This window comes from Streptomyces sp. S186 (assembly GCF_051603415.1).
Classification (GTDB): domain Bacteria; phylum Actinomycetota; class Actinomycetes; order Streptomycetales; family Streptomycetaceae; genus Streptomyces.
Genome location: NZ_CP193932.1, coordinates 5,504,735 through 5,528,939 on the forward strand (window position 1 = coordinate 5,504,735; position 24,205 = coordinate 5,528,939).

A 24,205-nucleotide genomic window follows, 5' to 3' on the forward strand; every position below is an offset into this window, starting at 1 on the left:
GGCCGCTCGTCCCACCCGTGGTCCACGGGTCGGATTCCACGGGACGTCCCTGAGCCCGTGAGAGCGGCTGGCATCAGAGGATCCGTTACCTAGCGAGAGAGAGTTCCGCGTGTACGCGATCGTGCGCACCGGCGGACGCCAGCAGAAGGTTGCTGTTGGCGACGTCATCGAGGTTGACCGCATTTCCACCAGCAAGGTCGGCGACACCGTCGAGCTCTCCACGCTGCTGGTCGTCGACGGTGACGCGGTCACCAGCGACCCGTGGGTCCTCGCCGGCGTGAAGGTCCAGGCCGAGGTCGTGGACCACCACAAGGGCGACAAGATCCGGATCCAGAAGTACAAGAACAAGACCGGTTACAAGAAGCGGATCGGCCACCGCCAGCTCCACACGGCGCTGAAGATCACCGGCATCGACGCTCCGGCGAAGTAAGGGACTGAGGAGACATGGCACACAAGAAGGGCGCATCGTCCACTCGGAACGGTCGCGATTCCAACGCTCAGCGGCTCGGTGTGAAGCGCTTCGGCGGTCAGGCCGTCCTCGCCGGTGAGATCCTGGTCCGCCAGCGCGGCACCCACTTCCACCCGGGCAACGGCGTCGGCCGCGGCGGCGACGACACCCTGTTCGCCCTGCAGCCCGGTGCGGTGCAGTTCGGCACCTTCCGCGGCCGCAAGGTCGTGAACATCGTCCCGATCGCCGAGTAATTCGGCCCGGAACGACGCACGTCGACAGCACGTCAGGGGCGGACCGCCTCTTTCCGCGCGAAGCGGGAAGACCGGTCCGCCCTTGGCGCGTTGTGAAGTAGACGAAGAAGACACAGCCGCGGCAGGCGCGGCATCCCCGGCGTCCGCGGCCATCCCGCGGTACGCAGACAACCCCGCTGATCTGGAGGCATCCCCACCATGACCACCTTCGTGGACCGCGTCGAGCTGCACGTCGCCGCGGGTAACGGAGGCCACGGCTGCGCCTCCGTCCATCGGGAGAAGTTCAAGCCGCTCGGCGGCCCCGACGGGGGCAACGGCGGCCGCGGCGGCGATGTGATCCTGGTCGTCGACCAGGACGTCACCACGCTCCTCGACTACCACCACCACCCGCACCGCAAGGCCACCAACGGCCAGCCGGGCGCGGGCGACAACCGCGAGGGCAAGAACGGCCAGGACCTGGTCCTGCCGGTGCCCGACGGCACCGTCGTCCTCGACAAGAACGGCGAGGTGCTGGCCGACCTGGTGGGCCAGGGCACGCGGTTCGTCGCCGGCCAGGGCGGCCGCGGCGGCCTCGGCAACGCCGCGCTGGCCTCGGCCCGCCGCAAGGCCCCCGGCTTCGCCCTGCTCGGCGAGCCCGGCGAGGCCCGGGACATCGTGCTGGAGCTGAAGACCGTCGCGGACGTCGCGCTGGTCGGCTACCCGAGCGCCGGCAAGTCCTCGCTGATCTCGGTCCTCTCGGCCGCCAAGCCGAAGATCGCCGACTATCCGTTCACGACGCTGGTGCCCAACCTCGGCGTGGTGACGGCGGGCGAGACGGTCTACACCATCGCCGACGTCCCCGGTCTGATCCCGGGCGCCAGCCGGGGCAAGGGCCTGGGCCTGGAGTTCCTGCGGCACGTCGAGCGCTGCGAGGTGCTGGTCCACGTCCTGGACACCGCCACGCTGGAGTCGGACCGCGACCCGGTCTCCGACCTCGACGTCATCGAGGAGGAGCTGGCCCAGTACGGCGGCCTCGGGGACCGGCCGCGGGTGGTCGTCCTCAACAAGATCGACATCCCGGACGGCAAGGACCTCGCCGACATGATCCGCCCGGACCTGGAGGCGCGCGGCTACCGCGTCTTCGAGGTCTCCGCGGTCGCCCGCCAGGGCCTGAAGGAGCTGTCGTACGCGCTGGCGGAGATCGTCGCCACGGCGCGTGCCGCCAAGCCGGTCCAGGAGGCGACCCGGATCGTGATCCGCCCCAAGGCGGTGGACGACGCGGGCTTCACGGTCACCAAGGAGGCCGACGGCCTCTTCCGCGTCCGCGGCGAGAAGCCCGAGCGATGGGTCCGCCAGACCGACTTCAACAACGAGGAGGCGGTGGGCTATCTGGCCGACCGGCTCAACCGCCTCGGCGTGGAGGACGAGCTGCTGAAGGCGGGCGCCCGCGCCATGGACGGCGTGGCGATCGGCTCCGACGACGACGCCGTGGTCTTCGACTGGGAGCCGTCGTTGTCGGCCGGCGCGGAGATGCTCGGCCGCCGCGGCGAGGACCACCGCTTCGACGCGCCGCGCCCGGCCGCCCAGCGCCGCCGCGACCGCGACGCGGCCCGCGACGAGGCACAGCGCGACTACGACGGCTTCTCGCCCTTCTAGCCGCGGGGCCCCTGAGCGCCCCGCTGCGGGCTAGACCGCGGCAGGGGCGTCCGGGGCGCCGTCGGTGCCCGGCCGGGCCGTCCCGGCGGCGGATGCGGGCCGCTGCGCGCGCTGGACGGGGATCCCCGAGAGCCGCTTCTCCATCCGCCGCCGCCGCTCGTCGGCCCTGGCGCACAGCTCCAGCGCGGCCTGGTTGAAGCGGACCGCCGACGGCGGGTCGGACGGGCCGAGCAGCTGCTCCTTGAGTTCGGCGCGGGCCGCGGCCAGGCCGTCCCGCTCCGGATGCCGGACCGCCTCCAGGAGCGCGGGCACCCCGGCCGCGTCGGGCGCGAGGATGGTGGCCGCCCGCACGGTCGGGAACTGCGCCCGGAAGTCGTCCTCGTCGAGCCCGGAGGTGTTGGCGACCGCGTACGGCTTCTCGCTGGTCAGGTAGTCGGAGACCACGCTGGAGACGTCGCTGATCAGCAGGTCCGCCTCGTTGAAGCAGGCGAAGATGCCAGGCCGCGCGGTGACGACGACACGGTGCTCCCACTCCGGGAAGGAGTTCCAGTACGCCTTCTCCCAGGCGGTGACCGCGGCCTCGACGGCGGCCGCGCGGCCCTCCTCGGGGGTGCTCTGGAGCCGCATCCGCTCCAGCTCGTCGGCGCTCTTGCGGAAGTCGGCGGTGGTCAGCCGGTCGAGTTCGGCGGTGCGGCGGTCGAGTTCGGCGGCGGTCTCGGGGCCGGGCCGCGGGCCGCCGCGCCGCGCGTTGGCCGCGGCGATCATCGCCTGGATGCGGAGGCTGGCGGCGCCGGCCCGCGGGTCCACCGAACCGGTCATCGGGTGCGGCTTGTAGAGCAGCCGGACCGAGGGGTCGGCGAGCAGGGCGCGGACGATGTTCTCGCCGGCCAGGATCACCGAGGTGTTGCCCGGGTTGCCGTCCCAGCCCTCCCAGGTGGGCGCGTAGAGCACGGTGGTGTACCGGCCGACCGGGGGGCCCTCGTACGGCCGGATCGGCGCCAGTTGGGGGCGGCCGACCTCGACGACGTCCTTGTCCTCGATGCCGATGTCGGCGAGCTGGTAGCGGTCCCGGGCCGCCGGGCCGGCCACCCACACCTCGTCATACGCCTTGGCGTACGGGTTGCAGGAGGAGAGCTTGTCGCTCTCGCCGTGGTTGATGAAGGCGTGCTTGATGGAGGGGATCCGCAGGATCTGCGAGGTCTTGCCGGAGTTCGCCGGGTGCAGCAGCACCTTGAGGGTGGAGTGCTCCAGCCGCATCAGGTGGGAGACCTTGGGGATGCAGACGATCGGGATGTCGGTGGCCTCGATCTTCTGCACCATGAACCGCTCGCGGAGCACGATGATCGGCCGGCCGTCCAGCCCGGCCAGGGTGTCGAGCCACATGTTGGCCTGGTAGGCGGAGGCGGCGCCGCCGGAGAAGTACATGCCGACCGTCGGCCGGTAGGCGGCCAGCCAGCGGTCCAGCCATTCCAGGGCGCGCTGTTCGCCGACGACCTGTTTGTGGGGCAGCAGCCAGGTGCTGAGGTAGAGGGTGCCGCCGGCCGAGAGCAGCAGCGCGATACTGATGCCGACGCCGCCCCAGAAGGCGTTGCCGGTGATCGCGGTGACCATTATCCCGGCCGTGGTGGGCACCGAGAAGCGCAGCAGCCGCCGGCCCGTCTGGCGGTAGAGCAGCCGCGGCGGGGCGTCGGTGAGGCCCAGCGCGCCGGCGTCGATGTTGCGGGTGACGAGCGGCAGGCTCCGGGAGCGGCGGACCAGGACCGCGACCGCCTGGCACACGAAGTGGGTGCCGTAGAAGGCGAGCAGAGTGATGGTCAGGGGGGCCTGCTCCTCCAGGGGGTTGATCCCGTCGATGTGCAGCAGACCGACCAGCATCAGCATGTCCCGCAGTAGCTGACGCACCGTCACATCGAAGCGGATCCGGCCGAGCAGGGCGAGCAGGGCGGGCTGCTGGTGCTGGAGGACCAGGTCAAGAACCAGGTTGACCACGGACGCTGCGATGAACAGCGGAATGACGGACAGCAGCGCGCCGAGCAGCTGGGCGGTGAACGCGACCATCATCGCGAAGAGCGCCGCGAGCTGGACGGCTCGTCTGGGGGCGATTCCGGCGGAAGGCACGGGCGAGGGCTCCTGGCAGCAGAAAGGTCATGGGGGGAGGCCGGGGGCGGCGGCCAGGTCCCGCGCTGCGACACCGCCGAAGCGACGAAACGGGACCGACGGACACCCGACCGTATGACCTTGTTGCCCTTGGTGACAATCTGCTGTGGCGCTCTTCGCCGCGAAACGGACCAAGCGAACGCAACCTTCGAGTGTCAATAACCGTCTTAGTTATTTACGCCCTGCCGCGGTTTTGCCGGCCCCGGATGTCCGCCGGCGCGTCCGCCAGGCGATATGGCGGAGCGTCGGAACGGTGCGCTGCCGTAGATTGCGGCTGTACGGGTTCCCGTACGGCCAAGGGTTCGCGAGCACAGGGGTATGCAGGTGGCAGGGGCAAGGCAGGACGTGGAAGACGCCCGCCGGATCGTGGTGAAGATCGGCTCGTCCTCGTTGACCACGGCCGCGGGGGGACTGGACGCGGACCGGGTCGACGCCCTGGTGGACGTCCTGGCCAAGCACCAGGACAAGGAGATCGTGCTGGTCTCCTCAGGGGCCATCGCCGCCGGCCTCGCCCCCCTGGGGCTGGAGCGCCGCCCCCGTGACCTCGCCCGGCAGCAGGCCGCCGCCAGCGTCGGCCAGGGCCTGCTGGTCGCCCGTTACACCGCCTCCTTCGCCCGCTACGGCCGCCGCGTCGGCCAGGTCCTGCTGACCTCCGACGACACCAGCCGCCGGGCCCACTACCGCAACGCCTGCCGCACCCTGGACCAGCTGCTGGCCATGGGGGCGGTGCCGATCGTCAACGAGAACGACACCGTCGCCACCGACGAGATCCGCTTCGGCGACAACGACCGGCTGGCCGCCCTCGTCGCCCACCTCGTCCGCGCCGACCTGCTGGTCCTCCTCTCCGACGTGGACGGCCTCTACGACGGCGACCCGTCCACCCCCGGGACGTCCCGGATAGCGGTGGTCACCGGCCCCGGCGACCTGGCGGGTGTCTCCATCGGGAGCGCCGGCAGGTCCGGCGTCGGCACCGGCGGCATGGTCACCAAGGTGGAGGCGGCCCGGATCGCGGCCGCGGCCGGCATCCCGGTCGTCCTCACCTCCGCCGTGCACGCCTCCGACGCGCTGGCCGGCGCCGACACCGGCACGCACTTCCTGCGCACCGGCCGCCGCTCCGCCGACCGGCTGCTGTGGCTGGCGCACGCCTCCACGCCGCAGGGCGCCCTGGTCCTGGACGACGGCGCCGTGCGGGCCGTCGTCGAACGGAACTCCTCGCTGCTGCCGGCCGGGATCTCCGCCGTGGAGGGCGAGTTCTCCGCCGGGGACCCGGTCGAGCTGCGGGACGCCGGCGGCCGCGCGGTCGCCCGCGGGCTCGTCAACTTCGACGCCCGCGAAATCCCCCGATTGATTGGTCGTTCCACCAGGGATCTGGCCCGCGAGCTCGGACCGGCGTATGAGCGCGAGGTCGTGCACCGCGACGACCTGGTGCTGCTGCACCACTGACCCGCCCCGAGGAGCGCCGGCGCCGTCCCGTACGGGACCGGCCTTCATCAGCCCTTCACCGAGGACCTTCGGCAAAACCGCCCCGCGAGCCGCCGCGGACTGGTCAACTTTGTTGAGGGGCGCCGCAGTACGCGAGCGCAGACGCCGAAGGACGACCGCACCAGTCGGCTCCGCCCCCCGGGGGGACGGAGCGATTCGCATCACAGGAGGCCGCCGGTGACACGAGGGCGCCCAGGGGCTCCGGCCCGAGGGACGGCGGAGCGCGCACTGACCAGCGTCGGGACCGCCGCGAGCACCGCCCGGCCGGAGGACGGCCGGCGGGCGGAGCGGGAGCGGACGGCACCGCGGCCGCGGGAGGCCGAGCGCCGGGAGGCGTCCCGGCTGTGGCACGTCACCCTCAGCGTCTCCGGCGCCGAGGCCCCGCTGAAGGAGGTCCGCCGGGCGCTCGAACAGCTCGCCCACGACCACCCCTTCCTGCTGACCAGCCGCTACGCCAACGACCACGCCGAGATCCGCTACTGGGAGGAGGCCCGGGACCTGCACGACGCGGCGGCGGTCGCGCTCCGGCTGTGGGGTGAGCACCGCTCGACGGCCAAGCTGCCGCCCTGGGAGATCGTCGGCCTGGAGGTCATCGACCGGGAGACCTACCACCAGCGCGTCGCGGAGGGCTACGGTCCGCCGCCGGCCTCGCCGGTCGGCGTCCATCCGTACTGACCCGCCCGCGGAGCCGTCCACAGGCCGCACCGCCGGTGCGACCGGCGTCCCGCTCTGTGGAATCCGGCACGGCCACCGCCCGGCGCGGCGTTAGGCTGCGGCCATGACCAGCAGTGCATCCCAGTCCTCGCCCGTCCTCGACACCGCCCGCCGCGCCAGGGAGGCGGCCGCCTCCCTGGCCCCGCTGCCGCGCACGGCCCGCGACGGGGCGCTGCTCGCCATCGCCGACGCCCTGGTCGCGCAGACCGGCGCCCTGGTCGCGGCCAACTCCCAGGACGTCGAGAAGGCCCGGGCCGCCGGCACCTCCGAGTCGATCGTGGACCGGCTCACCCTCACCCCCGAGCGGATCGCCGCCATCGCCGACGACGTCCGCAAGGTCGTCGCGCTGCCCGACCCGGTCGGCGAGGTGCTGCGCGGCTCGACCCTGCCCAACGGCCTCGACCTCCGGCAGGTCCGGGTCCCGCTCGGCGTCGTCGGGATCATCTACGAGGCCCGGCCCAATGTGACGGTCGACGCCGCCGCGCTCTGCCTCAAGTCCGGCAACGCCGTACTGCTGCGCGGCTCGTCCTCCGCGTACGCCTCCAACAGCGCGCTGGTGGACGTCCTGCGCGGCGCCGTGGAGAGCGCGGGGCTGCCGGCCGACGCCGTCCAGCTGGTGCCCGGTGAGAGCCGGGACTCGGTGCGCGAGCTGATGCGCGCCCGCGGTCTGGTCGACGTGCTGATCCCGCGCGGCGGCGCCGCCCTGATCCGTACGGTCGTCGAGGAGTCCACCGTCCCGGTCATCGAGACCGGCACCGGCAACTGCCATGTGTACGTCGACGAGGCCGCCGACCTCGACATGGCGATCGACATCCTGGTCAACTCCAAGGCCCAGCGCCCCAGCGTGTGCAACGCCGCCGAGACGGTGCTGGTGCACGCCGGGATCGCCGAGAAGTTCCTGCCGCGCGCCCTGGAGGCGCTGACCCAGGCCGGCGTGGTGGTGCACGGCGACGCCGCCTGGCAGCAGGCCGGCCCCGGCCTCGTCGCCCCCGCCACGGACGAGGACTGGGCGACCGAGTACCTCTCCTACGACATCGCCGCCGCCGTGGTGCCCGACCTCGACGCCGCGGTGGCACACATCCGCCGCTGGTCCTCCGGCCACACCGAGGCCATCGTCACCGGGTCGCAGGCGGCCGCACGCCGGTTCACCCAGTTGGTGGATTCCACGACGGTCGCGGTCAACGCCTCGACCCGCTTCACCGACGGCGGCCAGTTCGGCTTCGGCGCCGAGATCGGCATCTCCACCCAGAAGCTGCACGCCCGCGGCCCCATGGGACTGCCGGAGCTGACGTCCACCAAGTACATCGTCACGGGCGACGGCCACACCCGCTGACCCCCCCGCGCACGGCCCCGTTCACGCCCCTGTCCGGCCGCTTCCCTCCCTGCCCAAAAAGCCCCGCCGGGGCTACTCTGGACGGGTGCCGGACGAGACGGGGGGCACGCCGTTCCCGGACGGCGAAGAGCCCGACGAGCACCACCACGGGAGCCACGGACGAGCGGACGAGGAGTTCGCATCCGTGGTCTTCGACGAGGACTTCGTACGGGCCGCGACGATTCACGAACCCTCGGCGGTCGAGCGCATGCTCGCCGCCGCCGAGGCGCGCGCCGAGGCCGAGGCGGCCGCCCGCCCCGGCGGCGGCTTCGGCCCGGACGACGACTACGACTACGACGCTCTCGCCGACCGCCCCGACGACCGCGACGGCTTCGGCCCGGACGACCCCTACGGCCCCTACGGCGGCTCCCTGCGCCCCTACCGCGGCGCCGCCCGCTGGCACCGCCCCATCGCCTGGGTGCTGGCCGTGGTGATGGGCGTCGGACTGGTCGCGCTGGCCTTCAGCGCCGTCTACCGCGGCGCCGCCGGCCGCACCCAGAGCCCCGCCCCGGCGAGCTCCACCGGCGTCGACGCCCCGGCCTCCGGCACGCCCCCCAAGAGCGGCCGGGACGCCCTCGGCACGCCTCGCCCCGGGGTGGCCACCCCCGGCGCCCCCGCCGGGCCGCCGCGCCCGTCCTTCTCCGCGGGCTCCGGGGCGCACTGACCCGAAATCGCGGCGTCCTCCGGCGTTTACGCCGGCCCCGTCAGACCTACCCTTGTTGTATGACCGGGCCTGGTGACCCTCCCGAAGGGACGCCCGACGGCGACCCGGGAGGCGGTGACGACGAGTACCGATCCGTGGTCTTCGACGAGCGGTTCGTCCGCGCGGCGCGACTGCAGGAGTTCTCCGCCGACGAGCGACTGGGCGAGCACCACGCACCGGCGGTGAAGACCCGCCGCGCCTGGCTGCGGCCGGGCGGCTCCCGCCAGGCGGCCCTCCTGGTGCTGCTGATCGTGCTGGCCTTCGGCACCGCCGTCTACCTGGGCATACGCCACCCGTACAAGGCCCCCGAGCCCACCCCGCCCCAGCCGCTGCGGTCCTCGGTGGTGCCGCTGGCACCGCTCGGCACCGTCCCGGGAGCGACCCCCGCGGACCTCTTCGCGCACAGCCCGGCCGCTGGCTACCGCATCGGCGCGGCCGGCATCAACCTCCCCACCGTCCAGCGCACCGCGCACTTCTCCGACGGCCAGATCGTCACCGCTCTGAGCATCGCCAAGGACTACCTCGTCCGCTCGTCGGTGGACCCGGCCACCCTCACCGGTGGCGCCGTGCGCCCCGTCAGACTGCTGCTGGACACCGGTCAACTCGACCAGTTCGACCGGAGCCTGGCGCACCCCGACGACAACGGCCGGGACGCGGCGACCGGTTGGCTCGTCCGCTTCGACCCGAAGCAGCTCACGCTCGCCGACCGCGACGTCCGCGTCGACGGCACCCTGAGCGCCACGGAGGTGAGCGCCGACACCCTCGACGTGCTCGCCGACTACACCTTCGTCTACGCCGTCCAGCCGGCACCGGGAGCCCCGCGGGACGCCGCCGGGCAGCACACCGGCACACCGACGCCGGGCGCCGCCTCGCTCGTCACCGTCCGGCGCGAACTGCACTTCCGGATCGGCCGGGACGACCTCGCCGACCACCGCCTGTCCGTCGTGCAGAGCAGCCTCCAGGCCGGGCCGCTGAGCTGCTCCGCCGACCCGGCCGGCATGCTGCACCCGCTGCTCGCCGGGCAGCACGCCGGCCCCGACCGGCCCGCCGGCACCGACCCCTACGCCCGGGGCCGGGCCAACGCCTCGCTCTGCGGCCGGCTTTCGGCTACTTCCCAGCCGACCCCGGGCCATCCGATCCGCTAGCGCCGTCCCCGCCCCCGGAGCCCCCGGCGCCCTGGGAACGCGAGCCGAAGACGGTGTCACGGAGCTTGCCGCCCAAGTCCCCGGCACCGCCCGCGATATCGCGCACCAGACCCATCAGCGGGTCCTTGCTGGTGCGCACCGAATCGGCGTAGTGCGCCGCGGAGTCCCGGAAGGAGTCCGAGACCGAGGCGTCCTTGTCCTCGTCGCGGCGCGGGTAGTGGCCGTCCATGATGCGCTGGTAGTCGCGGCTCTCGGACCACTTCTTCAGCTCGGCGGCGCGGACGGTGGTGAACGGGTGGCTGCGCGGCAGGACGTTGAGGATCTTCAGTACGGAGTCGCGCAGATCGCCGCCGGACTCGTACTCCTCCGCCTGCTTGAGGAACGCGTCGACGTTCATCTCGTGGAGATGGTTGCCGCCGGCCAGCTTCATCAGGCCGCGCATCGACGCCTGGAGGTCCTGCCCGACCAGCAGGCCGGCCCGGTCGGCCGACAGCTCCGACTTGCGGAACCACTCGCGCAGCGCCGTCACGATCGCCATGACCGCGACATTGCCGAGCGGGATCCAGGCGACCTTCGTCGCCAGGTTGGTCAGGAACAGCAGGATCGTGCGGTACACCGCGTGCCCCGAGAGGGCGTGGCCCACCTCGTGCCCGATGACGGCCCGCATCTCCTCCTCGTCGAGCAGCTCGACCAGGCCGGTCGTCACCACGATGATCGGCTCGTCCAGGCCGATGCACATGGCGTTGGGCTGCGGGTCCTGATTGACGTACATCGGCGGGACCTTCTCCAGGTCCAGGATGTAGCAGGCGTCGCGCAGCATCGCGTGGAGGTGGGCGAACTGCTGGTCGCCGACGCGGACCGAGTCCGACAGGAAGAGCAGCCGCAGGCTGCGCTCCGGCAGCAGACCGCTGAGCGTCTTGAAGACGGTGTCGAACCCGCTCAGCTTGCGCAGCGCGACCAGCGCCGAGCGATCCGCCGGGTGCTCGTAGGACCGCGACGAGATCCCGGGGAACCGCCTGCGGTTCCGGCCCGGTACGTTCGCGTCGCCGCCTGGGCTCTCCGTCATTGGGGCCTCCCCCTGTTCGACTGCGTGTGATTCAGCCTAGAGGACGCCACTGACAGCCGAATGGATGCCCGGGCGTACGCTGGCGAGCGGACCAATGCCCGCCAGGCCCGCAGAAAAGGGAGCCATCGTCATGCCGCATCCGAGCCTGCTGCTCGCCGTCGCCGAGACCTCCAGGGACAGCGGCCCCGGCTGGATCCTGCGCACCGTGATCATCGTCGGTGTGCTGGGCGCCGCGCTGCTCGCCTGGATTCTGCTGCGCGGCTACGGCAACCAGGACTGACACCCGGCCGGGACGGGGCCGTGACGCCGGCCGGACGCCTTCGAGGAGGAGTCGGCGTGAGCCCGCGGTGACGTGGCGCTTACGATGTGGCGGAAAGCCTTGTCCGAACCCCGCCCGGATTGGTCCGCCAACGATGAGCCTGCACTCTGCCGCACAGTCCCTGGTCACCCTCGCCGAAGCCGGGCAGAAGGGCGGCCAGCACGAAAGCCTGAGCCCCTACCTCACCGGTGGCAGCGCCCTTTTCATCCTGCTTCTCCTGCTCTGGATCACCACCCGCTTCAACCGCGACCGCTGAGCCTTCCGGACCCGGCAGCCGGGACCGCGTCCCGCCAAGTAGGGTCTGCACGCATGGGAGAGCACACAGGGCCCGTGAAGCGGCGGCTGGGCGTGATGGGCGGCACATTCGACCCGATCCATCACGGACACCTGGTCGCCGCCAGCGAGGTGGCCAGCCAGTTCCACCTCGATGAGGTCGTTTTCGTGCCCACCGGGCACCCGTGGCAGAAGAGCCACAAGAAGGTGTCGCCGGCCGAGGACCGCTATCTGATGACGGTCATCGCGACCGCGTCGAACCCTCAGTTCTCCGTCAGCCGTATCGACATCGACCGCGGCGGCAAGACGTACACGATAGACACGCTGCGCGATCTGCGGGCGGAACACCTCGACGCGGACCTGTTCTTCATCACCGGCGCCGACGCGCTCAGCCAGATCCTGACCTGGCACGACGCGGCGGAACTGGTCTCGCTCGCCCACTTCATCGGGGTGACCCGGCCCGGCCATGTCCTCGCGGACCCCGGTCTGCCCGAGGGGGCGGTGTCCCTGGTCGAGGTGCCCGCGCTGGCCATCTCCTCGACCGACTGCCGGGCGCGCGTCGCCCAGGGGGATCCGGTCTGGTACCTCGTACCGGACGGTGTGGTGCGCTACATCGACAAAAAGCAGCTGTACCGCGACGACCGCTGACGGGGCAGACGGAAAGCTGACGGGGCAGAGGGAAAGGGGCGCCGGTGAGCGACCGACACGATCCGTACGGGCCGCAGGACCCGTATGCCCAGGACCCGTACGCCCCGCAGCACGGGCAGCCGGGCCAGGGCTACGCCTACGACGCGTACGGCCGGCCGGTGCCCCACGAGGCGCCGCAGCAGTACCAGGCGCAGCAGTACGAGCAGCAGCAGTACGACCCCTACGGGCAGCCGATCGCACCGGGCGCGCCCGGCGCCTACGCCCCCTATGACCCCTACGGGACGCAGGGCGGCCAGACGCCGCCGGCCCAGCAGCCGTACCAGGGGCAGCAGGAGTACGGCTACGACGGCTACGGCCGGCAGGTACCGCAGCAGACCGGCTACCCCCAGCAGTACGACCCGTACGCCCAGCCCGCCCAGCCCCAGCAGCAGCCGTCCCAGCAGACGGGCTGGATCCCGCAGCAGGCCCAGCAGCCGCCGTACGAACAGGACCCTTACGGGGAGGGCCGGCCGCACACCGGGCAGACCGCCACCGCGCCGGCGGCCGCCCCCGAGGAGCCGTCCGCGGCCGGCGGGGCCGACAGGAGCACCGGCAAGGGCGCCGGAAAGACCGCCGGGTTTCCGGGGGAGGAGTACCACACCGAGCAGTTCGCGTTCGTCGAGGATCCGGACGAGGACTCCGAAGACGTCATCGACTGGCTGAAGTTCACCGAGAGCCGCACCGAGCGGCGCGAGGAGGCGAAGCGGCGCGGCCGCAGCCGCATGATCGCCCTCTCCGTCGTCCTGGCCCTCCTGGTGGCCGGCGGCGTCGGCTATCTGTGGTGGGCCGGCAAGCTGCCGGGCCTGTCCGGCGCGGGCGGCGGCACCGCCCCCGAGGCGGGCGGGCAGAAGCGCGACGTCCTCGTGGTGAACCTCCGGGACACCAAGACGGGGAACAGCTCCACCGCCCTCCTGGTGGACAACGAGACCACCCACAAGGGCACCACCCTCCTCCTGCCCAACAACCTCATCGTCAGCAAGGACGACGGCACCACGACGACGCTCGGCAAGTCCGTCAAGGACGGCGGCACCGACGCCACCCGGGAGTCCCTCAACACCCTCCTCGGCGCCGACCTGAAGGCCAGCTGGCGGCTGGACACCCCCTACCTGGAGAACCTCGTCGAGACCGTCGGCGGGATCACCGTCGACACCGACACCGCCGTCCCCGGCGACAAGAAGGGTGACACCCCGGCCGTCAAGCAGGGCGCCGGCCAGCTCCTCAACGGCCAGGCCGCGGTCGCCTACGCCACCTACCAGGGCGCGGGGGACACCCAGACCAAGCAGCTGGAGCGGTTCGGGCAGGTCCTACAGGCCACCCTGAAGAAGGTTTCCAGCGACGCGGACGGCGCCACCGCCACCGTGAAGTCGCTGCTCCAGATCCTCGACCCGCCGCTCACCGAGGCCCAGCTGGGCAGTTCGCTGGCCCAGCGGGCCGAACTGGCGAAGACCGGCAAGTACGACACCGAGGTGCTCCCGGTGCAGGCCGACGGGACCATCGCCCAGAACACCGCGACCGGCGTCGTCAAGGACATCCTGGGCGGCACGGTCAAGAAGACCGCCCCGGGCGTGACCCCGCGGGTCGCGGTCCGCAACGCCACCGGCGACAAGGCCGCCACCGGCAAGGCCCAGGTCGCGCTGCTCAACGGCGGCTACACCTTCGTCGACGGCGGCAGCGGCGGCACCGCGGCCACCTCCCAGGTGACGTTCGGGGACGCCGCGCAGCGGGCCAAGGCCGCGGAGGTCGCCAAGACACTGGGCCTGCCGGCGGGCGCCGTCCGGCAGGGCAAGGTCGCCGGCAACGCCGACATCGCGGTCGTCCTGGGCCAGGACTACAAGGGCTGACCAGCCAGGATGCGGCCACCTCCCGGCGGGGCGGAAAACCCCGCCGGGAGTGTCGGTGGTCCGTGAGACCCTAAAGGGGTACCTGACGCCGCTCCGGCCGCCCAGGACCGCAGGTGCGCCGCGGCCCCGCCGCGCGTCCCGTTGTCCCGGCCGGCAGCTGCCCCACCGACCCGGAAAGCCGCTTGTGACCGCCACGGACCGCTCCCTCGAACTCATCAACGCCGCCGCCCTGGCAGCCGCCGACAAGCTCGCGCACGACATCATCGCGTACGACGTCAGCGACGTCCTCTCGATCACCGACGCCTTCCTGCTGGCCTCCGCGCCCAGCGACCGCCAGGTCAAGGCGATCGTCGACGAGATCGAGGAACGCCTCAACAAGGACCTCGGCGCCAAGCCCGTCCGCCGCGAGGGCGACCGCGAGGCCCGCTGGGTCCTGCTCGACTACGTCGACATCGTCGTCCACGTCCAGCACAGCGAGGAGCGGGTGTTCTACGCGCTGGAGCGCCTGTGGAAGGACTGCCCGGAGATCGACCTCCCGGAGGAGGCCAAGGCCACCCGCGGCAAGGCCGCGGAGCACGCCCGGACCACCGCGGTGGACGAGGACGGAGGCCCGCGCTGAACGGCAGCAAGGGCGGTCGCGGCCGTCGCGTCGTCCTGTGGCGCCACGGCCAGACGGCCTGGAATCTGGAGCGCCGCTTCCAGGGCTCGACCGACATCGAGCTGACCGAGACCGGTCTCGCCCAGGCCCGCCGCTCCGCCCGGCTGCTGGCCGCGCTGCGCCCGGACACCATCATCGCGTCCGACCTGCGCAGGGCCGTGGCGACGGCCGGCGAGCTGGCCGCCCTGACGCGGCTGGACGTCTCCTACGACGCCGCGCTGCGAGAGACCTACGCCGGCGCCTGGCAGGGCCTGACGCACGACGAGATCCTCGCGCGCTACGGCGCGGAGTACACCGCGTGGAAGCGCGGTGAGCCGGTGCGCCGCGGCGGGGGCGAACTGGAGACCGAGGTCGCCGACCGCGCCGCCCCGGTCGTCCTGCACCACGCCGACAAGCTGCCCGACGACGGCACGCTGGTCGTCGTCAGCCACGGCGGCACCATCCGCACCACCATCGGCCGGCTGCTCGGCCTGGAGTCCCATCACTGGGAGGGCCTGGGCGGTCTGTCGAACTGCTGCTGGTCCGTGCTGGGCGAGGGCGCACGGGGCTGGCGGCTGCTGGAGCACAACGCCGGCACCCTGCCGGAGCCGGTGCTCGGCGACGACGACTGAGCCCCCGCGGCAGTGCGGCCGGGACCGGATTTCACATCTGGGCAGGTCGCAGGCTAAAGTTCTTCTTGTTCGCGGGGAACGCGGGGGAAACCCCGAAGGAACCGCAACAAGACCAGGGGCTATAGCTCAGTTGGTAGAGCGCTTGCATGGCATGCAAGAGGTCAGGAGTTCAATTCTCCTTAGCTCCACAGCCCGGAAGATCCCCGCCTCCCTCAGGAGGCGGGGATCTTCGCCGTTCCGCTGCGCTTGGCTTGCGCCCCACGTTGTGGGGTTTCCCGCCGTGGGGGTTGCTGTGTCTTCCGCCTTCGGCGGTGGGGGGTTGTTGGGCGGGGGCGCCTGCCTTGTGGTGGGTGGCGGGGTCGGTCCTGCGGGGGCGGGTTTCCGGACTGCTTCGCTTTACGTCCGGAAACCCGCCCCCTCCGGCCCGCCCCCTCGCGCCGTAGCGCGCGTCCCCGCCCGGTGGGGGTGAGCGAGACCGGTGGGCCCACCGGCCTGTTTGTACCTTTCCCTCCACCGGGGTGGGGTCCCATCCGCGTACGGGAGGGTTTGGGGCCGGAGGGGTGGGTGTTCGGGCTTTGCTTCCGAGGGCTCGAAACAGAGCAAAGGCGGAGCGAAGTGGAGCGTAAAGCGCAGCAGTCCGAACACCCACCCCGGAGGCCCCGAACCCGTCGCCCACCACACAACGGGGCCCCACCCCTGCAAACACCCTCCGCCGAAGGCGGAAAACCGCAACCTCCACGGCGGGAAAGCCGACAACGTGGGGGCCACGCACTCCGTGGGCGGTCCGTGGCAGAATCGGACGGCGCCGCCAGGGGAGGAGAGATCGCGATGCCCACGAGCATCCTTGGGGAGGTCGAGGACCTGTCCGCCCCCACTGCCGCGTGCGTCGCCGGGGGTGCGGCTCTGCAGTGCCCCTCGTGCGGTTCCTCCCATGTCGCGCAGGTGCTGGGCGACAACGGCGGAGTTTCCTTCGTCTGTACGGCCTGCGGCCACAGTTGGAGCTGATGGATGGGCGCCCACAGCAGGAAGTGCGACTGGTGCGGCAGCGGCACCCCGATCGTCCGCGACATGGAACCGGTCGACGCCGATTACCAGTACTGGTGCGAGGAATGTGCGCGCGCCCTGGTCATAAAGGGCGACCCCATCGAGACGTACCGTGAGCTCGACGGGGAGCCGATCTACGGCCGGCTGCTGGACGAGCACTGCACGCTGAAACGGTTCTATTCCTTCGTCACGGCCTGAGTTGGGCCCGGCCGACGTCCGGCCGACGAGACCGGACCACCAGACCCGTCACCAATCGATCGCATTCCTTGGCGAGTTGGGCGGTGGCGACCATTTTCTGTGCGGTAGCGAACACTTTCGATCGCTTCCGGTGGTCCGGAATTCCCGTGGAACGGCGGGGCGTTCACGTGTCAGGACGGCTGGTGGGAAGGCCGTCGGAACCGCTGCCGGAACGGCCGGCGGCGTACGGCGAGGGACCGTGGCAGCGCGTACCGGAGACGGGCGAGCGATGCGGACGGAGACGGGGGCGGACATGACGCGGGCAAGCAGCGGACGAGCGTCGGCGCGGCCGATCACGGGCGAGGAGGCCCGGAGGGTCAGGAGGGGCCGGAGGGGCCGGACGCCGTGCCGGCCATGGGCTCGGGGCTGGCTTCCGGCCATATCGGGGGCTCCGATATCGCGCCCGCGCCGGCCGGTCGCCGCACCCGGGCCGTGGCCAGCACCAGCAGTGTGAGCCCGGCCAGCGGGTAGACCGCGGAGAGCAGCATCTGCCCGGCGTTCTGGTGGAGTTCCTCGTGCTGGTGCCAGCGGTGCGGCACCCACCACAGCGCGAACGAGCAGAACAGCAGCCCCACCGCCCCGGTCACTGCCCACCAGCGGCGGGCCGCCGTGCCGGAGTGCCGCAGCGCCTCGGAGCCCAGCAGGATCAGCATGGGGACGCCCCACACCCAGTGGTGCGACCAGGAGATCGGGCTGATCAGCAGGGCGGTGGCCGCGCAGGTCAGAGTCGCCCAGGCGCGCTCGCCGCGCAGCAGCGCCGCGGCGGCCAGCGCCAGTCCGCCGATGGCTGCCAGCCCGGCCAGGACGAGCCATGCGGCGCCGGGGTCGTGGGTGTGCAGCAGCCGGGCCAGGGTGCCGCGCAGTGACTGGTTGGCGGTGATCTCCACCTCGCCGACCCGGTCGGCGGCGAACACGATCTCGGTCCAGAAGCGGTGCGAGTCGCGCGGCAGCACGACCGCGGAGAGGAGGACGGTGGCGCCGAAGGCGCCGGTGGCGACGGCGGCCTGCCGCAGCCAGGGATTCCAGGCGGCGCGCCATCCGGCGCCGGAGCGCAGCCGCCGGGCGGCGTGGACCGCCCCGGCCAGGGCGAGGAAGACGGCGAACAGCGCCGGGGTCAGCTTGATGCCGGCGGCGATGCCGATGCCGAGGCCGGCCCAGCGGTTGCCGTCCCGGCGGGTCAGGTCCCACAGCACCAGCACGGCGAGCAGGAGGTTGATCTGGCCGTAGCGCAGGGTCGTCCAGACCGGCTCGCACCACACCAGCAGCGCGGACAGCGCGAGCGTCGCGGCGAGCGGCGGCACCCGCCGCGGCCGGCCTACGAGGCGGAGGGAGAGGTGGACGACGGCGACGAGCAGGACGAGGTTGCCCGCCGTGGCCAGTGTGCGCATCACCGGGACGCCGAAGAAGGTGAGCGGGACGAACAGCAGCGCGGCGAACGGCGGATAGGTGTTGGGCAGCCGGGCGGAGGTGGCCACCATGTCGTAGAGGGGCTTGCCGTCGCGGGCGGTCTCGCCCTCGGCGCGGTAGACCATGAGGTCCACCATCGAGACGTGCGCCAGCCGCTGCGCGAGCCAGAAGGCGGCGAAGGAGACCAGGCAGGCCAGCGCCGCGGCGCGCACCGGGTGGCGGCGGATCACGCCCACGCGGGGGCGCGGGCCGCGGGGGTGGATGGGCTGGTCCGGCTCCAGCGCGGTCACGGCGTACGGCTCCCCTGGACGAATCGGGCATGGCTCGCAGACAGTACCTCGGGTCCCGCCGGAGGGCCTGCGGGGGCGCCGCGGCCCGAGGGGTCTCGTCCCGGGGCGGTGGCCGGGCGACGGATGAGCGATTTGGCAGAAGGCCGGGGGGTCCGTGTAATGTAGGCGATGCCGCAGCGGGGAGCCGGAAGGAAACTGCAGCGGAGCAGGACCTGGGGCTATAGCTCAGTTGGTAGAGCGCCTGCATGGCATGCAGGAGGTCAGGAGTTCAATTCTCCTTAGCTCCACAGAAGGCAGAGCGGGTCGTCCGTAGTGGACGGCCCGCTCTGTCGTGCGTTGTCGGGGATCGGGCCGCCGTAGGGGCTTCCGGAGTTGCCCTGATATTCGGTCAACGACCTGTCACATTCGGCGAGTTGCGCGGCCCTTTCGCGACTGCTTCCGCCCACTCCTGGCGCTTCCTTGGTCTCTTCTTGGTGATCGCATGACCCTGACATGAACGGTTCACCGAAAGAGTGGCGAATCGCGTGAGCGTCACATCCGGCGCATTCACCGCTGATGAGGTGTCGCGCACCGGCGCACCGGCGCGGCGTCACCCCGCAGCGCACCGCATCGCCACAGCAGGGGGTTACATGAGAGCAAGCCGCACCAGATCACCGCGCGTTCGCGCCGGTCTGGCCTTGACCGCGGCGCTGCCGATGGTCGCCGGAGCGCTCGCGCTCGGCGCACCGGCCGCCGACGCCGCCGGGCACGACGGGGGCCGGCACGCGCTGCAGGGCACCAAGCCGCGGTGGGCCACCGCGCAGGCCGACCAGGGCGCCACCGCCGACAGTGCCCGGGTCGACGCCCGGGTCTACCTGGCCGGCCGCGACGCCAAGGGCCTCGCGGACTACGCCAGGGCCGTGTCCGACCCGCACTCCGCCACGTACGGGAAGTACCTGAGCGCCGCCCAGGTCAAGACCCGCTACGGCGCCACGCAGGACCAGATAGCCAGGGTGACCGCCTGGCTGAAGAAGTCCGGCCTGACGGTCACCGGCACCACCGACCGCTATGTGACGGTCACCGGCGACGCGGCCGCCGCGGAGCGGGCCTTCGCCACCGACCTGCACAACTACCGCAAGAACGGCCACACCTACCACGCGCCGTCGGCCACCGCCTCCGCGCCCGCGGCCCTCTCCGACGCGGTCCTGACGGTCACCGGCCTGGACAACGCGCCCCGGATGGCCCGGCACCACTCCGCCGAACTGCCGCCGCCGTCCCCCGTCTTCCGCAACGCCGGGCCGTTCTCCACGTACTACGGCTCGCGGACCGACAAGAACCTGCCCTCGGCCTACGGGAGCAAGGCGCCGTACGCGGTCAAGGGTTACACCGGCAAGCAGCTGCGCGCCGCCTACGGGGCGAAGAACTGGACCGGCAAGGGCGTCACCGTCGCGATCACCGACGCCTACGCCTCGCCGACCATCGCCAAGGACGCGGACACCTACGCCGGCCGCAACGGCGACCCGCACTACCGCAAGGGTCAGCTGTCGCAGGTCCTGCCCAAGGACTACACGCACATCACCGAGTGCAAGGCGGCCGGCTGGTACGGCGAGGAGACCCTCGACGTCGAGGCCGTGCACGCGGTCGCCCCCGCCGCGGACATCGTCTACGTCGGTGCCGCCTCCTGCAACGACGACGACCTGCTGGACTCGCTCGGCAAGGTCGTCGACGGGCGGCTCGCCGACATCGTCTCCAACTCCTGGGGCGACATCGAGGCCAACGAGACCCCGGACGTGGCCGCCGCCTACGACCAGCTCTTCCAGCGCGGCGCCGTCGAGGGCATCGGCTTCTACTTCTCCTCCGGCGACAACGGTGACGAGGTCGCCAACACCGGCACCAAGCAGGTGGACACCCCGGCGAACTCCGCGTGGGTGACCGCGGTCGGCGGCACCTCCCTGGCCGTCGGCAAGGGCAACAGCTACCAGTGGGAGACCGGCTGGGGCACCCAGAAGGCGGTGCTCTCCAAGGACGGCAACGACTGGACCGACTTCCCCGGCGCCTTCAACGGGGGCGCGGGCGGCGGCACCAGCAAGGCCGTCGCGCAGCCCTTCTACCAGCGCGGTGTCGTCCCGGACGCGCTGGCCAAGGCCAACGGCGGCGGCGCCATGCGGACCGTTCCGGACATCTCGGCCGTCGCCGACCCGAACACCGGCTTCCTGGTCGGGCAGACCCAGACCCTGCCCAACGGCAAGCTCGGCTACGACGAGTACCGCATCGGCGGCACCTCCCTGGCCGCGCCGGTGATCGCGGGCGTCCAGGCGCTGGCCCAGGAGGCCCGGCACGGCATCGCCATCGGCTTCGCCAACCCGGCCATCTACCAGCGGTACGGCACCTCGGCCTACCACGACGTGACCGACCACCCGCTGGGTGCCGGCCGTGACCTGGCGGTCGTCCGGGTGGACTTCGCCAACGGCATCGACGCGAGAAAGGGCACCATCACCTCGCTGCGCAGCCTCGGCAAGGACAGCTCGCTGCACGCCACCGTGGGCTACGACGACGTCACCGGCGTCGGCTCGCCCGGGGCCGGATACGTCAGCTCCTACCGCCCCTGACACAGGGCGTCCCCGAGCCGCTCCGCCGCCCCCGTGACCTCATGGGTGCGGCGGCAGGGGAGGGGAGATAACGGGACAGGGCCCGCGCCGTAGGGGAATCCCGGGCGCGGGCCCTGTGTGCCCTGCGGTACCCTGACGCCATGTGTGCCGTACGCCTTCTGCTTAGCGGGCCGCGCTGATCAGTCCCGACCGGGCCCTTCGCTGTGGCCGCCCGGGTCGGAATCGGCGCGGCGTCCCCTCCTGAGCGAGGGGCGTTTTTGTTTCCGCGGAAACCGTGTCCGCAGCAGCCGCAGGCAGAGACGATCGATGGAGCTTTGAGGACGATGAGCGAGACGACTTCCGCTGCCGAGGTGGCAGCGCCGCACCGCTACACGGCCGCGCTGGCCGCCGACATCGAGGCACGCTGGCAGGACTTCTGGGAGGCGGACGGGACCTACGAGGCCCCCAACCCGAGCGGGAAGCTGGCGGGCGACCCGGAGGCGGTGGCCCGTCCCAAGAAGTTCGTCATGGACATGTTCCCGTACCCCTCGGGTGCGGGGCTGCACGTCGGGCACCCCCTGGGCTTCATCGCCACCGACGTCTACGCCCGCTACCACCGCATGACGGGCCACAACGTCCTGCACACCCTGGGCTTCGACGCCTTCGGCCTGCCGGCGGAGCAGTACGCCGTGCAGACCGGCACCCACCCGCGGGTCTCCACCGAGGCCAACATCGTCAACATGCGGCGCCAGCTGCGCCGCCTGGGCCTGGGCCACGACCAGCGCCGTTCGATCGAGACCATCGACCCGGCGTACTACAAGTGGACCCAGTGGATCTTCCTGCAGATCTTCAACTCCTGGTACGACCCTGAGGCGGACAAGGCGCGGCCGATCGACACCCTGGTCGCCCAGTTCGAGGCCGGCACCCGGCCCACCCCCGACGGCCGCCCCTGGGCGGAGCTGTCCGGCACCGAGCGCGCCGACGTCCTGGGCGAGTACCGCCTGGCGTACGCCTCGGACGCCCCGGTGAACTGGTGCCCCGGACTGGGCACGGTGCTGGCCAACGAGGAGGTCACCGCCGAGGGCCGCTCCGAGCGCGGGAACTTCCCGGTCTTCAAGTCCAAGCTGCGCCAGTGGAACATGCGGATCACCGCCTACGGGGACCGGCTGCTGCGCGACCTGGACGCGCTGGACTGGCCGGAGGCCATCAAGCTGCAGCAGCGCAACTGGATCGGCCGCTCCGAGGGCGCCCGCGTCGACTTCCCGGTCGGCGACTCCGACAAGATCACCGTCTTCACCACCCGCCAGGACACCCTGTTCGGCGCGACCTACATGGTCCTGGCCCCCGAGCACCCGCTGATCGCCGGCTCCGACAACGGCACCGGCTCGATCGTCCCCGCCGCCTGGCCCGCGGGCACCCACGACGTGTGGACCGGCGGCCACGCCACCCCCGCCGAGGCCGTCGCCGCCTACCGCAAGCAGGCCGCCGCCAAGTCGGACGTCGAGCGGCAGGCCGAGGCCAAGGACAAGACCGGCGTCTTCACCGGCATCCACGCCACCAACCCGGTCAGCGGCGAGCGGATCCCGGTCTTCATCGCCGACTACGTCCTGATGGGCTACGGCACCGGCGCGATCATGGCCGTCCCGGCCCACGACAGCCGCGACTTCGCCTTCGCCCGCGCCTTCGAGCTGCCCCTGCGCTGCGTCGTCGAGCCGACCGACGGCCGCGGCACCGACACCGCCACCTGGGACGACGCCTTCGGCTCGAATGACGCCAAGCTGGTCAACTCCAGCGGCGACGCAATCTCGCTGGACGGCCTGAGCGTGCCCGAGGCCAAGGCGAGGATGACCGAGTGGCTGGCCGCCAACGGCATCGGCGAGGGCACCGTCAACTTCCGGCTGCGCGACTGGCTGTTCAGCCGCCAGCGCTACTGGGGCGAGCCGTTCCCGATCGTCTACGACGAGGACGGCGTGGCGCACCCGCTGCCCGAGTCGATGCTGCCGCTGGAACTCCCCGAGGTCGACGACTACGCGCCGCGCACCTTCGACCCGGACGACGCCGACACCCAGCCGGAGACCCCGCTGTCCCGTAATGCGGACTGGGTCGACGTCGAGCTGGACCTGGGCGACGGCCGCGGGGTGCGACGCTACCGGCGCGAGACCAACACCATGCCCAACTGGGCCGGTTCCTGCTGGTACGAGCTGCGCTACCTCGACCCGGACAACGGCGACGCGCTGGTCGACCCGGGCGTCGAGCAGTACTGGATGGGCCCGGGCGAGGACCGGCCGCACGGCGGTGTCGACCTGTACGTGGGCGGCGCCGAGCACGCCGTGCTGCATCTGCTGTACGCCCGCTTCTGGTCCAAGGTGCTGTACGACCTGGGGCACATCTCGTCCGCCGAGCCGTTCCACAAGCTGTACAACCAGGGCATGATCCAGGCGTACGTCTACCGGGACGCCCGCGGTATCGCCGTCCCGGCCGCCGAGGTCCAGGAGCACGAGGGCGGCGTCTTCTACTACGAGGGCGGCAAGGTCTCCCGGCTGCTGGGCAAGATGGGCAAGTCCCTGAAGAACGCCGTCACGCCGGACGAGATCTGCGCCGAGTACGGCGCGGACACCCTGCGGCTGTACGAGATGGCGATGGGACCGCTGGACGTCTCCCGGCCCTGGGACACCCGGGCCGTCGTCGGCCAGTACCGCCTGCTGCAGCGGCTGTGGCGCAACGTCGTCGACGAGGCGACCGGTGAGGTCACCGTCGTCGACGCCGAGCCGGACGAGGCCACGCTGCGGGCCCTGCACAAGGCGATCGACGGCGTCACCCAGGACATGGCGAACCTGCGCTTCAACACCGCCATCGCCAAGATCACCGAGCTGAACAACCACCTGACCAAGGCGGCCGGCCCGGTGCCGCGCACCGTCGCGGAGCGGCTGGTGCTGCTGATCGCCCCGCTGGCGCCGCACATCGCCGAGGAACTGTGGCGCAAGCTGGGCCACACCGGCACGATCGTCCACGCGGACTTCCCGGTGGCCGACCCGGCGTACGTCGTGGACGAGACGGTGACCTGCGTCGTCCAGGTGAAGGGCAAGGTCAAGGCCCGCCTGGAGGTCGCGCCGTCGATCTCCGACGCGGACCTGGAGGCGGCGGCGCTGGCCGAGCCCGCGGTGGTCGCGGCGCTGGACGGCGCGGGCGTCCGGAAGGTGATCGTCCGGGCACCGAAGCTGGTGAACATCGTTCCGGCGTGAGCGGTCGTTCCGGCGTGAGCGGCCTTTCCGGCTTGCGTGGCCATTGCGGCACG

21 protein-coding genes and 2 tRNA genes are annotated in these 24,205 nt (G+C 72.0%); 20 read left to right on the forward strand and 3 right to left on the reverse strand.

Going from position 1 to position 24,205, the window contains the following annotated elements; genetic code table 11:
- The first annotated feature begins 109 nt into the window (after positions 1-109).
- From rplU to obgE, 3 genes are all read left to right on the forward strand, one after another.
- Positions 110-430 carry a 50S ribosomal protein L21 gene (rplU, locus tag ACRAS8_RS23625; RefSeq protein ID WP_018538042.1) on the forward strand — a complete coding sequence of 107 codons (321 nt, stop codon included), beginning with the start codon at positions 110-112 and terminating at the stop codon, positions 428-430.
- A 14-nt stretch (positions 431-444) separates the two neighbouring features.
- On the forward strand, positions 445-702 hold the full coding sequence (gene rpmA / locus ACRAS8_RS23630; RefSeq protein WP_221904684.1) for a 50S ribosomal protein L27: 258 nt from the start codon (positions 445-447) through the stop codon (positions 700-702).
- A gap of 198 nt (positions 703-900) precedes the next feature.
- Positions 901-2,337: a GTPase ObgE gene (gene obgE / locus ACRAS8_RS23635; RefSeq protein ID WP_438487998.1), complete on the forward strand. Its 1,437-nt coding sequence runs from the start codon at positions 901-903 to the stop codon at positions 2,335-2,337.
- Positions 2,338-2,367: 30 nt separating this feature from the next.
- Here the strand turns inward: obgE and ACRAS8_RS23640 are convergent, their stop codons facing one another.
- On the reverse strand, positions 2,368-4,455 hold the full coding sequence (locus tag ACRAS8_RS23640) for a hypothetical protein (protein ID WP_438487999.1): 2,088 nt from the start codon (positions 4,453-4,455) through the stop codon (positions 2,368-2,370).
- Between the two features lie 357 nt (positions 4,456-4,812).
- Here ACRAS8_RS23640 and proB point away from each other — a divergent pair, with 357 nt between their 5' ends.
- From proB to ACRAS8_RS23665, 5 genes are all read left to right on the forward strand, one after another.
- Positions 4,813-5,937: a glutamate 5-kinase gene (gene proB, locus ACRAS8_RS23645; RefSeq protein WP_438488000.1), complete on the forward strand. Its 1,125-nt coding sequence runs from the start codon at positions 4,813-4,815 to the stop codon at positions 5,935-5,937.
- A gap of 216 nt (positions 5,938-6,153) precedes the next feature.
- Positions 6,154-6,651 (forward strand): hypothetical protein, encoded by a 498-nt coding sequence (locus ACRAS8_RS23650; protein WP_438488001.1) that lies wholly within the window; start codon positions 6,154-6,156, stop codon positions 6,649-6,651.
- A gap of 103 nt (positions 6,652-6,754) precedes the next feature.
- On the forward strand, positions 6,755-8,023 hold the full coding sequence (locus ACRAS8_RS23655) for a glutamate-5-semialdehyde dehydrogenase (RefSeq protein ID WP_438488002.1): 1,269 nt from the start codon (positions 6,755-6,757) through the stop codon (positions 8,021-8,023).
- Positions 8,024-8,108: 85 nt separating this feature from the next.
- The gene (locus ACRAS8_RS23660; protein WP_438488003.1) at positions 8,109-8,726 is read left to right on the forward strand and encodes a hypothetical protein; all 618 of its coding nucleotides are present in this window, start codon (positions 8,109-8,111) and stop codon (positions 8,724-8,726) included.
- 59 nt (positions 8,727-8,785) lie between these two features.
- Entirely contained in the window at positions 8,786-9,910 is a 1,125-nt protein-coding gene (locus ACRAS8_RS23665; protein WP_438488004.1) for a hypothetical protein, read from the forward strand.
- Here ACRAS8_RS23665 and ACRAS8_RS23670 read toward each other — a convergent pair.
- Positions 9,873-10,976, reverse strand: coding sequence for a M48 family metallopeptidase (locus tag ACRAS8_RS23670; protein ID WP_438488005.1), 1,104 nt, complete (start codon positions 10,974-10,976; stop codon positions 9,873-9,875). The genes ACRAS8_RS23665 and ACRAS8_RS23670 overlap by 38 nt on opposite strands.
- 130 nt (positions 10,977-11,106) lie before the next feature.
- Between ACRAS8_RS23670 and ACRAS8_RS23675 the strand changes: the two genes are divergently transcribed.
- From ACRAS8_RS23675 to ACRAS8_RS23715, 9 genes are all read left to right on the forward strand, one after another.
- On the forward strand, positions 11,107-11,256 hold the full coding sequence (locus ACRAS8_RS23675) for a hypothetical protein (RefSeq protein WP_221904675.1): 150 nt from the start codon (positions 11,107-11,109) through the stop codon (positions 11,254-11,256).
- 133 nt (positions 11,257-11,389) lie between these two features.
- Positions 11,390-11,551 (forward strand): hypothetical protein, encoded by a 162-nt coding sequence (locus ACRAS8_RS23680; protein WP_018538031.1) that lies wholly within the window; start codon positions 11,390-11,392, stop codon positions 11,549-11,551.
- Positions 11,552-11,604: 53 nt separating this feature from the next.
- Positions 11,605-12,216, forward strand: a complete 612-nt coding sequence (gene nadD, locus ACRAS8_RS23685) for a nicotinate-nucleotide adenylyltransferase (protein ID WP_438488006.1) — start codon at positions 11,605-11,607, stop codon at positions 12,214-12,216.
- Positions 12,217-12,260: 44 nt separating this feature from the next.
- Complete coding sequence (locus tag ACRAS8_RS23690; RefSeq protein WP_438488007.1) at positions 12,261-14,096, forward strand: LytR C-terminal domain-containing protein; 1,836 nt, start codon at positions 12,261-12,263, stop codon at positions 14,094-14,096.
- A gap of 184 nt (positions 14,097-14,280) precedes the next feature.
- Positions 14,281-14,715: a ribosome silencing factor gene (gene rsfS, locus ACRAS8_RS23695; protein ID WP_438488008.1), complete on the forward strand. Its 435-nt coding sequence runs from the start codon at positions 14,281-14,283 to the stop codon at positions 14,713-14,715.
- Positions 14,712-15,365 carry a histidine phosphatase family protein gene (locus tag ACRAS8_RS23700; protein ID WP_438490577.1) on the forward strand — a complete coding sequence of 218 codons (654 nt, stop codon included), beginning with the start codon at positions 14,712-14,714 and terminating at the stop codon, positions 15,363-15,365. Before rsfS ends, ACRAS8_RS23700 begins: the two co-directional genes overlap by 4 nt.
- Before the next feature lie 115 nt (positions 15,366-15,480).
- A tRNA-Ala gene (locus ACRAS8_RS23705) sits at positions 15,481-15,553 on the forward strand.
- Between the two features lie 640 nt (positions 15,554-16,193).
- The gene (locus tag ACRAS8_RS23710; RefSeq protein WP_438488009.1) at positions 16,194-16,370 is read left to right on the forward strand and encodes a hypothetical protein; all 177 of its coding nucleotides are present in this window, start codon (positions 16,194-16,196) and stop codon (positions 16,368-16,370) included.
- 3 nt (positions 16,371-16,373) lie between these two features.
- A complete protein-coding gene (locus ACRAS8_RS23715; RefSeq protein WP_438488010.1) occupies positions 16,374-16,607 on the forward strand; it encodes a hypothetical protein in 234 nt (77 codons plus the stop codon).
- A 356-nt stretch (positions 16,608-16,963) separates the two neighbouring features.
- On the opposite strand, the gene ACRAS8_RS23720 is transcribed toward ACRAS8_RS23715, so the two are convergent.
- A complete protein-coding gene (locus tag ACRAS8_RS23720) occupies positions 16,964-18,343 on the reverse strand; it encodes a glycosyltransferase 87 family protein (protein WP_438488011.1) in 1,380 nt (459 codons plus the stop codon).
- Positions 18,344-18,557: 214 nt separating this feature from the next.
- Between ACRAS8_RS23720 and ACRAS8_RS23725 the strand changes: the two genes are divergently transcribed.
- The 3 genes from ACRAS8_RS23725 (at position 18,558) to ACRAS8_RS23735 (ending at position 24,152) form a co-directional block, all read left to right on the forward strand.
- Positions 18,558-18,630: transfer RNA gene (locus ACRAS8_RS23725), tRNA-Ala, on the forward strand.
- Between the two features lie 342 nt (positions 18,631-18,972).
- Positions 18,973-20,931 carry a S53 family peptidase gene (locus ACRAS8_RS23730; protein WP_438488012.1) on the forward strand — a complete coding sequence of 653 codons (1,959 nt, stop codon included), beginning with the start codon at positions 18,973-18,975 and terminating at the stop codon, positions 20,929-20,931.
- Between the two features lie 323 nt (positions 20,932-21,254).
- Positions 21,255-24,152: a leucine--tRNA ligase gene (locus ACRAS8_RS23735; RefSeq protein WP_438488013.1), complete on the forward strand. Its 2,898-nt coding sequence runs from the start codon at positions 21,255-21,257 to the stop codon at positions 24,150-24,152.
- The last annotated feature ends 53 nt before the right edge of the window (positions 24,153-24,205 follow it).